The sequence below is a fragment of the Streptomyces sp. NRRL B-1347 genome (assembly GCF_000720325.1).
Lineage (GTDB): Bacteria > Actinomycetota > Actinomycetes > Streptomycetales > Streptomycetaceae > Streptomyces.
The window spans coordinates 42988-53683 of sequence record NZ_JOJM01000057.1 but is presented as its reverse complement, the minus strand read 5'-3'; the positions used below and the strand labels follow the sequence as shown (position 1 = coordinate 53683).

The 10696-nt window shown below is 71.9% G+C and carries 11 protein-coding genes; 7 read left to right on the top strand and 4 right to left on the bottom strand.

The annotated features are described in order from the left end of the window. Positions 1–86: 86 nt before the first annotated feature. Both IG74_RS0134000 and IG74_RS0133995 read right to left on the bottom strand, forming a co-directional pair. Positions 87–740, bottom strand: coding sequence for an AIM24 family protein (locus tag IG74_RS0134000; RefSeq protein WP_030685104.1), 654 nt, complete (start codon positions 738–740; stop codon positions 87–89). A 1-nt stretch (position 741) separates the two neighbouring features. Then, positions 742–1380 (bottom strand): AIM24 family protein, encoded by a 639-nt coding sequence (locus IG74_RS0133995; RefSeq protein ID WP_078869264.1) that lies wholly within the window; start codon positions 1378–1380, stop codon positions 742–744. Positions 1381–1526: 146 nt separating this feature from the next. Here IG74_RS0133995 and IG74_RS0133990 point away from each other — a divergent pair, with 146 nt between their 5' ends. From IG74_RS0133990 to IG74_RS0133960, 7 genes are all read left to right on the top strand, one after another. Further along, positions 1527–1871, top strand: coding sequence for a DUF3817 domain-containing protein (locus tag IG74_RS0133990; protein ID WP_030685099.1), 345 nt, complete (start codon positions 1527–1529; stop codon positions 1869–1871). Next, complete coding sequence (locus IG74_RS0133985; RefSeq protein ID WP_030685097.1) at positions 1868–2164, top strand: MTH1187 family thiamine-binding protein; 297 nt, start codon at positions 1868–1870, stop codon at positions 2162–2164. Before IG74_RS0133990 ends, IG74_RS0133985 begins: the two co-directional genes overlap by 4 nt. A gap of 218 nt (positions 2165–2382) precedes the next feature. Beyond that, positions 2383–3105: a hypothetical protein gene (locus IG74_RS0133980; protein ID WP_030685095.1), complete on the top strand. Its 723-nt coding sequence runs from the start codon at positions 2383–2385 to the stop codon at positions 3103–3105. Beyond that, positions 3102–3782 carry a DUF4166 domain-containing protein gene (locus tag IG74_RS0133975; protein ID WP_030685092.1) on the top strand — a complete coding sequence of 227 codons (681 nt, stop codon included), beginning with the start codon at positions 3102–3104 and terminating at the stop codon, positions 3780–3782. The genes IG74_RS0133980 and IG74_RS0133975 overlap by 4 nt, the downstream gene beginning before the upstream one ends. Next, on the top strand, positions 3779–4408 hold the full coding sequence (locus IG74_RS0133970; RefSeq protein WP_030685090.1) for a TetR/AcrR family transcriptional regulator: 630 nt from the start codon (positions 3779–3781) through the stop codon (positions 4406–4408). Before IG74_RS0133975 ends, IG74_RS0133970 begins: the two co-directional genes overlap by 4 nt. Before the next feature lie 274 nt (positions 4409–4682). After that, positions 4683–6458, top strand: a complete 1776-nt coding sequence (locus IG74_RS0133965) for a glycosyltransferase family 2 protein (RefSeq protein ID WP_030685088.1) — start codon at positions 4683–4685, stop codon at positions 6456–6458. Between the two features lie 4 nt (positions 6459–6462). After that, entirely contained in the window at positions 6463–8442 is a 1980-nt protein-coding gene (locus tag IG74_RS0133960; RefSeq protein ID WP_030685085.1) for a kelch motif-containing protein, read from the top strand. An 18-nt stretch (positions 8443–8460) separates the two neighbouring features. Here the strand turns inward: IG74_RS0133960 and IG74_RS0133955 are convergent, their stop codons facing one another. Together IG74_RS0133955 and IG74_RS0133950 are read right to left on the bottom strand one after the other, a co-directional pair. Next, positions 8461–9492: a glycoside hydrolase family 6 protein gene (locus IG74_RS0133955; protein ID WP_030685083.1), complete on the bottom strand. Its 1032-nt coding sequence runs from the start codon at positions 9490–9492 to the stop codon at positions 8461–8463. 161 nt (positions 9493–9653) lie between these two features. After that, entirely contained in the window at positions 9654–10634 is a 981-nt protein-coding gene (locus tag IG74_RS0133950) for an ArsR/SmtB family transcription factor (RefSeq protein WP_030685080.1), read from the bottom strand. Positions 10635–10696: the final 62 nt, after the last annotated feature.

Genomic DNA, 10696 nt, shown 5'->3' with positions numbered 1-10696 from the left:
ACCAAGATCAAACCAGGAGCCCTCTCAACGCCGGGACACCGGCAACCGCCAACCTGCAGCCCGGCACACCCACCAGCCCCACAGACCTAACCAGTTACCTCCTCCGATCCCTGGACGTACACCACGCCGTTCCCGCTGAGCTCCAGCTGGAACGCCTCGCCGGAGCCGCGGCCCACCATGTCGCGCCAACTGAGGGCCGTGGAGAGCTTGTTGCGTACGTCACCGTGGTGTGCCACATAGGACTGCGGGTCGACGTGGACCGGGCGCTGGGGGGTGATGGGCAGCTCGACGACGCCGCCGTGGGCCATCACGGCGACCGCGCCCTGGCCCTTGAGGGAGGTGGTGAACAGGCCCTGGCCCGAGACCTGGCCGCGCACCATGCCCATCACGCCGCCCTGCGAGCCGAGGAACACGGTGCCCTGCTGGAGGGTGCCGTCGAAGGCGAGCAGGCGGTCCGCCTCCACGTACAGCGTGTCGCCGGTCAGGGTGATGACGTGGATGTGGTGGCCGCCGTGCCCGAACATGACCGTGCCGCTGCCCTCGACGGTCATCAGCGGGACGGCCTCGTCGGCGAGGCGGCGTCCGATCATGGACATCAGGCCGCCCTGGCCGCCGGTGATGTTCGGGGTGAAGGAGACGTCTCCCTTGTAGGCGAGCATCGCGCCGCGCTGGCTGAACAGCTTCGCGCCCGGCTGCACCGTCGCCTCGACCATCTTCGGAGTGACTTCACGGAACGGCATGTCACACGTCTCCCGCGATCGTTTCGCGCTCGCTGGGCTGGACGTACACCAGGCCCTCGCCCTCGAAGCGGATTTGGAAGGCCTCGCCGCCGCCCTCGCCGAACAGGTGGCGGAAGGTGACGCCGGACTGGAAGCTCTGCTTGAGATTGCCCTGGTGCGCCACATAGGCGCCCGGGTCCACGTGGAGGGGGTACTGCTTCGTCACGCGCAGGACGACCGCGGGGCCGTCCGAGATGATCGCCGCCTGGCCGGTGCCCTCCACGGTCGTGGTGAACACGCCGTTGCCCTGGGTGGCGCCGCGCAGGCCCGTGAACGTGGTGCCGGTGCGCAGACTCGCGTCCGTGCACAGCAGATTGCTCGATTCCACGTACAGCTTCTCGCTCTGGAGGCCGACCAGGCTGATCTCCGTGGCGCGGTCGGCGAACCAGCACGTGCCGTGGCCCTTCACCTCCATCACCGTCATCTGCTCGTTGGTCAGACGGCGGGTGACCATGCCTCTGATGCCTTCGCCGCCCCCCGTCAATTTCTTGAAGTTCATCGTGCCGTCGTAGGCGACCATCGAACCGTTCTTCGCCTTGACCGAGTCGCCTGTCATGTCGACGGCGAGCACTCTGCTGCCTTGCAGTCGGAACGTAGCCACGAGAGCGAAGGTATCCGCAGCGCGGTGCGCGGCGACAGGGTGGCCGACCCTGAACGCACCCCGGTTGATCCCTGATGCCACAATGGGGGGCGCTTGTGCATCCGTTCACAAGATCGACACCGACCCCCGCGCCCCGAAGGTGACTCGTGGACATCAACACCGCTTCCGCACTCCGCCGCCTCCGTCTGATCTCCATTCCGGAGGCCGTGTCCTTCCTGCTCCTGATCGTCTGCTCGGTGCTGAAGCGGACCACGGAGTTCAACGCCGTACCGGCGATGGGCATGATCCACGGCGTGCTCTTCCTGCTCTACGTGCTGTTCTGGGCCGACGCCTGGAACCGCACCAAGTGGAGCCTGAAGACGGCCGCCCTGTACTTCGTCCTCTCCGTCCTGCCGGCCGGCGGCTTCTTCGCCGACCGCAAGCTCAAGCGCGAGGCCGAGGCCGCGGTCATCGCCTCCCGCGCCCGCCGCGAGGGGGTCGTGAACGCGTGATCGTCGCCTTCTCCGTGACGCCGCTCGGCGTCGGTGAGGACGTGGGGGAGTACGTCGCCGACGCCGTCCGCGTGGTGCGCGATTCGGGCCTGCCGAACCGCACCGACGCGATGTTCACCTCGATCGAAGGTGAGTGGGACGAGGTGATGGACGTGGTCAAGCGCGCCGTCGCCGCGGTCGAGGCCCGGGCGCCCCGGGTCTCCCTCGTCCTCAAGGCCGACGTCCGCCCCGGGGTGACGGACGGCCTGACCTCCAAGGTCGACACCGTGGAGCGGCACCTGTCCCAGGGCTGACACCGCCCTTCCGCGAAGCCCCCGCCGAGCACTCGGCGGGGGCTTTTCGCTGCCCACCTCGCGTCCGCCTCTCTGTCCGCCTCGCCCTCCACGTCGCCGTCCACAGGGTCACTCCGAAGGAGTTGAGCGAGTGCTCAAATGCCTGCTACGTTTCGATCACCTCAGTTGAGCGACTGCTCAAAACAGTCGCTCAACCCGTGCTGACGTGGGGGTTTCCAGTGAGCCTGTACATCGAAGCGCTGATCCGCGCCGACATCGACGACCTGTGGGCGCGCACCCAGGAGCCCGCCGCGCACCAGCGGTGGGACCTCCGGTTCACGGAGATCGACTACCTCCCCGCCGCGGAGGGCGAACCCCAGCACTTCCGGTACGCCACGCGCGTGCTGCCCTTCCTCACCGTCGCCGGGACCGGCGTCAGCGCGGGCGAGAGGCGCAGGCCCGACGGGAGCCGGACCTCGGCGCTCCGGTTCGCCTCGCCGCATCCGCTCTCGCTGCTCGCCGAGGGCAGCGGCTACTGGCGCTACGTGCCCACCGGCGACGGCGTCCGCTTCCTCACGGGCTACGACTACCGGCCGCGCTGGGGCCGCCCCGGCGCGCTCGCCGACCGGCTCCTGTTCCGCCCGCTCATGGGCTGGGCGACGGCGTGGTCGTTCGACCGGCTCCGGCTCTGGCTGGAGCGCGGCACCACCCCGGAGCGCGCCCTCGCGCGCGCGGCCGCCGAAGCCGGGGCGCGCGGCCTCGCCGTGGCCGTCGCGGGGCTGTGCGGCGGGCCGGTGGCCGCGCTCGGCGCCGCCCTCGTGGCGCTCCTGGTGCCGCCGCTGCCCGGCACGCCCGCCGCGCGGCGCTGTCTGCGCAGGCCGCCGACGCGTGCGCGGGCGCCGCGCGTCCTCGATCACCTGCCCGCCGCCGCGCCCCTCGACCGCCAGGAGAAGCCCGCATGACCTCGATCTTCCGTACCGTCCTCGGCGCCGACTTCGAACGGCTCCACCCGCGGCTCCAGCGGCGCTTCTCCGTCGGGCTCGACAGCGGCGAGGCCTGCGTCGGTTACGGCGTGATGGAGCGGATCTGGCACGGCCGCGGCTTCGTGAAGCCGTTCCTCGCGGTCGGCGCGACGCGCCACATCCTCGTCCCGCGCACCGGCAGGAACGTGCCGTTCACCATTGAGAACGTGCCGTACGCCGACACCTTCGGCCGTGAGACGGTGAGCTTCGTGCGCACCTTCCACTTCCCCGGCCGGGACCGGCGCTTCGACGCCCAGATGGTCCTCGCCCCCGAGGGCGACCGCGTGCTCGACTACCTCGGCACGCACCAGCACCTCGCCAGCGACCTGCACTTCGCGGCCGAGCCGGACGGCTCGCTCGTCATCCGCTCCGGAGAGCACCGGTTCCGGGAGGGCCCGGTGGACGTGCGGGTGCCGGACCTCATCGGCGGCGACGCCGAGGTGCGCGAGTCGTACGACGACGCGGCCGGGTGCTTCCGCATCCGGGTCCGGGTCACCAACCGCCACGTCGGGCCGCTGTTCGGGTACGAGGGGACGTTCCGGGCGGCGTACCGGGACGTGCGGGAGTGCGGCGTGCGGCCGGGGCTCAGGCCCGTGCGCGAGGAGGTGCGCGCGTGAGCGCGGAGACCCGCGAGAAGCTCCTGGAGGGGGCGCTGCGCACGCTCACCGAGCAGGGCATCGCCAAGACGTCCGCGCGCAGCGTGGCGGCCGCCGCCGGGGTGAACCAGGCGCTCGTCTTCTACCACTTCGGGTCGGTCGACGAGCTGCTCTCGGAGGCCTGCCGGTACGGCACGGAGCAGCGGGTCGCCCGCTACCGGGACGCCCTCGCCGGGATCTCCACGCTCGGCGAGCTCCTGGAGTTCGGGCGGCGGATGCACGAGGAGGAGCGGGCGGCGGGTTCGGTGGCCGTGCTCGGGCAGCTGCTCGCCGGGGCGCAGACCCAGCCGCGGCTCGCGGCGGCCACGGCGGCGGGGCTCTCGCTGTGGGTCGAGGAGGTCGAGAAGGTCCTCGTACGGGTCCTGGGGGCGTCGCCGCTCGGGGGGTTCGTGGACGCGGTGGGGCTCGCGCGGGCGGTGGCGGCGTCGTTCGTGGGGATCGAGCTGTACGAAGGGGTGGACGCGGAGGGGGCCGGGCGGGCCCTTGATGCCCTGGAGGACCTGGGGGCCCTGGTTGCCGCCCTGGACGACCTGGGGCCGGTGGCCCAGCGGGCGGTCCGCCATCGGTTGCGGCGCGCTGCGCGCTGATCCGGGGGTGCCCGGGTGAGGCCCTGGCGCAACGGTTGCGCGGCACCTCGGCGCTGTGCCCACCCCTCCCCAAGCTCTCGGCTCCGCTCGAGCAGGGGATGCCCCACTCGCCCTGCGGGACGATTGCCCACAGCGGCGGCGGGGGCGATGGCCCGCAGCGGGGAAGGGCGAGGAGCAGGAAACACCACCCGGCCAGCCCCGCCCCGTTCGACACGCCGTCGAAAGTCCCTTTTTGTTTGGTTATCGGCTCATTTGATGACCAGAGGAGGGCGCTGTGCGGCCGGAGGGCTACGACTACGACACCCACAGCCGGCTGGCCGGTCCGCTCACGCAGCCCGAGGAGGGCCGCGACGGCTACCGGGTCCAGTACAGGTCGCTCCTCGCCCATGAGCCCCGCCGAATACGCGCCGTCCTGCTGATGACGCTCGCCCCGCTGCTCACCGGCGCCCTGCTGGTGTACCTCGTCTGGCCCACGCACTGGACCGAGCGCGAGGGCGGCGACCGCTGGCTGGTCGGCCTGGATGTGACGATGCTCGTCGCGATCGGGCTCATCGAGCTGTTCATGCTGGTCAACGTCGTGTCGATCGCGCACGCCACGATGGTGGCCCGCGACCCTGTGCCCGTCGTGCCCGAGCCGGGCACCCGCGTCGCGTTCCTGACGACGTACGTACCGGGCAAGGAGCCGCTCCCCATGGTCCGCGCCACGCTCGAAGGCGCCGTGCGGATACACCACGCGGGGCCGCTCGACGTGTGGCTGCTCGACGAGGGCGACGACGACGGGGCGAAGGCCCTGTGCGCCGAGCTCGGCGTGCGGCACTTCACCCGCAGCGGCGTGCCGGAGTGGAACCGCAAGAAGGGGCCGCACAAGACGCGCACCAAGCACGGGAACTACAACGCCTGGCTCGCGATGCACGGCGACGACTACGACTTCTTCGCCTCCGTCGACACCGACCACGTCCCGCTGCCGAACTTCCTGGAGCGGATGATGGGCTTCTTCCGGGACCCGGACGTCGCGTTCGTCGTCGGCCCGCAGGTGTACGGGAACTACACCTCGCCCGTCACCAAGGCCGCCGAGTCGCAGCAGTTCCTGTTCCACGCGCTGATCCAGCGGGCCGGGAACCGCTACCGGGCGCCGATGTTCGTCGGCACCAACAACGTGGTGCGGATCGCCGCCCTGCGGCAGGTCGGCGGCCTCTACGACTCCATCACCGAGGACATGGCCACCGGCTTCGAGCTGCACCGGCACCGCAACCCCGCGACCCGGCGGCACTGGCGGTCCGTGTACACCCCGGACGTGCTCGCCGTCGGCGAGGGACCGGCCTCCTGGACGGACTTCTTCACCCAGCAGCTGCGCTGGTCGCGCGGCACCTACGAGACGCTGTTCAAGCAGTACTGGAAGGCGCCCTTCACGATGCCGCCCGGGCGCCTGTTCTCGTACACCCTGATGCTCGTCTACTACCCGATGACGGCCGTCAACTGGCTCCTGGGCATCCTCAGTTGCGTACTGTTCCTGTGGTTCGGGGCCTCCGGCACACAGGTCGCCGCCTCCGTGTGGCTCATGCTCTACAGCGACGCCGCCGCCCTCCAGATCGGCCTCTACCTCTGGAACCGGCGGCACAACGTCTCGCCGCACGAACCCGAGGGGTCGGGCGGCCTCGCGGGCATGGCGATGTCCGCCCTCTCCGCACCCATCTACGCCAAGTCGCTCGGCGCCGCGCTGCTGCGCCGCCCCAGCCGCTTCGTCGTCACGCCCAAGGGCTGCGGCGCCACGTCCGACCGGCTCCTCACCTTCCGCGTCCATCTGTTCTGGGCGGCGGTGCTCGCCAGTTCGCTCGTCGCGTCGTTCGTCCTCGGCCACACGCACGTGGCGATGCGCACCTGGGCCGTGCTCGCCATGGTCATCTCGCTCGCGCCGGTGACGGTGTGGGGCGTCACCGCGGTCAGGGAGCGCCGGGCCCGCAAGGCGGCGCGGCAGCGGCTCGCGGAGCGCGGCCCCGACGGCGAGCCGGAGCCCGCGTTCGCCACCGGCACGACCACTGGAGGTAACTGACGCCATGGCCCTGCGGTTCTCGAAGCTCTCCAAGCGCTCCAAGAAGATCGCGTTCGGCACCGGCGCCGGCGCGCTGCTCATCGGCCTCAACGCCCCCGCCGCGGTCTCCTTCGCCGAGGAGAAGTACCACGCGTACAAGATCGCCCAGCCCGGGTACAAGAAGAAGTACGGGTCGTGGCAGCAGATCGGCATTCCCGAGGAGTTCCGTACCAACGCCATTCACGCGGCGCTCCTGCACACCGGCAAGGTGCTGATCGTCGCGGGCTCCGGGAACGAGCAGAAGAAATTCGACGCCGGTTCCTTCGACACGATCCTGTGGGATCCGAAGAAGAACACCTTCAAGAAGGTGCCGACGCCCGTGGACTTCTTCTGCGCCGGGCACGCCCAGCTGCCCGACGGACGCCTGCTCGTCGCCGGCGGCACCGCCCGCTACGAGCTGCTCGACGGCGAGGTGGAGCGCGCGGGCGGCGGCATGCGCGTGAAGAACGAGAACCCGGACAAGCCCGTCGTCCTGAAGAAGGGCACCAAGTTCCGCTCGCCCTCGGGCGTCGAGTACGTCAGCAAGTTCGACGTCGAAGTCCCCAAGGCCAAGCGGGACTTCCAGATCACGTACTCCAAGTCCGGGGTGATGCAGCCCTGGAAGACGAAGGTCACCGCGAGCGAGACCCGGGTCTTCGTGGAGGCCGTGCAGGACGGGCGGCAGGCGATCACCGAGAAGTCCGCGCAGTACGAGATCGAGGGCCTCACCGGCAAGGAGGCCGACAACACGTACGGCATCGCCGAGAAGCTCACCATGGACAAGCAGGACTTCCAGGGCATCAAGGCGGCGTACGAGTTCGACCCCGTGGCCGAGCGGTACGTGGCCGTGGAGCCGATGGAGAAGGCGCGCTGGTACCCGACGCTGGTGGGGCTCGACGACGGCCGGGTGCTCGCGGTGTCCGGGCTCGACGACGTCGGCGTCATCGACCCCGGCGACAACGAGATCTACGACCCGAAGACCAAGAAGTGGACCGACGGGCCGAAGCGCTACTTCCCGACGTACCCGGCGCTGTTCCTCACCAAGGGCGGCAAGCTCTTCTACCCGGCGTCCAACGCCGGGTACGGGCCCGCAGACAAGGGGCGCAAGCCGGGCCTGTGGGACCTGGAGACCAACAAGTTCACCAAGGTGCCGGGGCTTGAGGACCTCGACCAGACCGAGACGTCGGCGTCCGTGCTCCTGCCGCCCGCCCAGGACCAGAAGGTGATGATCCTCGGCGGGGGCGGCGTCGGCGAGTCGGACAAGGCCACGCGCCGCACGGCCGTGATCGACCTGAAGGAGGCCAACCCCTCCTTCAGGTCCGGGCCGCGGCTGCCGCAGGGCACCCGCTATCTGAACAGCGTGATCATGCCGGACGACTCCGTGTTCACCACCAACGGCTCGTCCGACTACCGCGGCCGCAGCGGCAGCAACATCCTCAAAGCGCAGTTCTACGACCCCAAGGCCAACGCCGGGCGCGGCGCCTTCCGCACCGCGGCCGAGCCCACGGTGGGCCGCAACTACCACTCCGAGGCGCTGCTGCTCCCCGACGGGCGCGTGGCGACCTTCGGCTCCGACCCGCTCTTCGACAACGAGCAGAACACCAAGCTCGGCCACTTCGAGCAGCGCATGGAGATCTTCACCCCGCCCACCCTGCACAAGGCGGGCAAGGACCGCCCCGCCCTCGGTGCGGGCCCGCAGGTCCTGCCGGCCGACGGCCGCGCGACGTTCCGCACCGCGCACCCCGAGAAGCTCGTCTCGGCCCGGCTGATGCGACCGAGCGCGGTCACGCACACCACGGACGTGGAGCAGCGCTCCATCGCCCTCGCCCTGACGAAGGGCCAGGGCGCGGTGACCGTCGAGGTGCCGCGCGGCGACACGGCGCTGGTGCCGCCCGGCTGGTACATGCTGTTCGTGACGGACGCGGACGGGGCCTCGTCCGAGGCCAAGTGGGTGCACGTCAAGTAGCGCGCGTACGGCGGTGGTTCACGCCTTGGCGTTGCGGACGAGCCCCAGCGCGTAGTCCGGCCACCACTGGCCGGCCGCGGGGCCGCCCCGGCACGGGCCGTCGGAGTCGCCGGGCCGCTTGATCCACAGATAGGCGTCGAGCAGCGGGTCGCCGGTCCTGTCGGTGGGCGGGGTGCCGAGGCCCCGGCCCGGCGGGTTGCACCAGGCGTCCTGGCGGTCGCCCGCGAGCGGGCCCCGGCCGTTGCGGCTGGTGTCCATGACGAAGTGCTTGCCGCCGATGGCCGCGGACAGCGTGCGGCCGTACGCCGTGGTGGCCCCGTCGCTCTGGAAGTTGGAGACGTTGAGTGAGAAGCCGTCGGCCGCGTCGACGCTCGCCCGCCGCAGCGGCTGCGCCAGCTTGCGGGCGTCGGCGATCCAGCCGGGGTTGCCCGCGTCCAGGTAGACCTTGACCCGCGGCTGCCGCTTGAGCCGCTGGATCGCCTCGGACAGCAGCTGATAGCGCTCCTCGTGGTACTGGCCGGGCGTGCAGCCGTCCACGATGTGCGGGATCGCGTCGGGCTCCAGGATCACCAGGGCGGGGCTGTCCCCGATGGCGGCGGCGAAGGAGCCGAGCCACTGCCGGTAGTACCCGGCGTCGGGCGCGCCGCCCGCGGAGTGCTGCCCGCAGTCGCGGTGCGGGATGTTGTACGCCACGAGGACGGCCGTGCGCCCCTCCCGGGCGGCGCCCGCGGTGGCCTCGCGGATGTCGGGGGCGGGGTCGTCGCCCGCGGGCCACTGAGCCATCGGCTGCTCGGCGATCCGCTTGAGCGCCTCGGCGTCCTGGGTGCGGCCCTCCTCCTCCCACTGGCGCACCTGCCGGGCCGCCGCGCTCTGCGGGTCGACCCAGAAGGAGTGGGGCGCCGCCTTGGTGCCCGTCGAGGGGGCGGCTTCCCGCTTCTTCGTGCCGGATCCGCCGGAGTCGCCGGAGCCCGGCCCGGACGAGCACCCGGCCGTGAGCCCGAGGGCGGCGACGGCGGTGAGTGCCGTGAACGTACGGAGCAGCCGGTGCATCCAGCCCCCTAGGGCGACGGTGACGTGACGTACGGGTGGGCGCGCGGCAATCGTGGCATAGGGGATTAATCGGTCGCTGGTGCGACACCGCCGACGGCCCGGGCGTCAGCCGCCCGTCGGACACGCGCCACGCCGGAGGCCGGCCGCGTGCGCGCGCCGCCTCAGCCGCCCGTCGCGAGCGCGATGCCGAGCGGCGTCCGCTCGTACAGGACCTGATGGCCGTACCGGCGCGACAGGAGCAGGCCCGCCCCGCGCAGCGCGGACAGGTGGGCGGACACCGACGACGGGGCGAGGCCGAGCCGGTGGGCGAGCGCGGAGGTGGTGGCGGGCTCGGCGAGCGCGGTGAGGACGGCGGCGCGGTTGCGGCCGATGAGCCGGACGAGCGGCTCGGGGGTGCGGTCGGCGGGGGCCGTCCACAGTCCGGCGATCCCGCGCGCCGGGTAGACCAGGGTCGGCTGCCACGGAGGGTCGTAGCCGCTGATCACGTCCGGCCAGCTGAAGACGCTCGGCATGAGCACCAGGCCGCGGCCGTCCAGGTGCCGCGCGTGGCGGCCCCGCCACTGGGCCGTCAGCGTGCCCGCGTCCCAGGCGAGCCGCCGGTCGAGCTCCGGCAGGAGCGCTTCGAGGCCGACCTCGGCGAGCCGCCGCGAGTGGTACGTCACGTCGGCCTCCAGGAGCGCGCGAAGGCGCGGCCAGTGCGGCTCGACCAGGGCGTGCCAGGCCGCTTCCAGGGCGTCCGCCAACTCCCGTACCGCGCGCGCCGGTTCGGCGAGCAGACGGCGGCCGAGCGGGCTCTCGGCGGCGCCCGGCGTGTCCGCGAGCGCCCGGGCCATGTCCGCGCGCGCGGCCTCGGGGTCCGCCGTCCGCACCGCCGCGATCTCCTCGTCGAACGCCGCCGCGGGGCCGATCGGCGGCGGCCCCAGGAAGTCCGGGCTGTGCCCGCGCGGAGGCATCAGGAGCCAGACGGCCGCCAGGTCGAGCCGCTCGGCCGCCGCGCGGGACTCCCGCAGCCAGCGCGGGTGGTAGCCGTGCCGCTGGGGCCGCTTGAGCGTGCGCACGGCCTCCTGGGTCTCCCACAGCGGCGACACGGCGAAGCGGCAGCGCAGCGGGTCGGCCTCGCCGAAGTGCAGCTGAATGGGCATCCGGCCTCCTCCCACGGGCCAGGATTCGGCCCAGGCCGAAACTTTAGGGTCCGTCGCCGGGC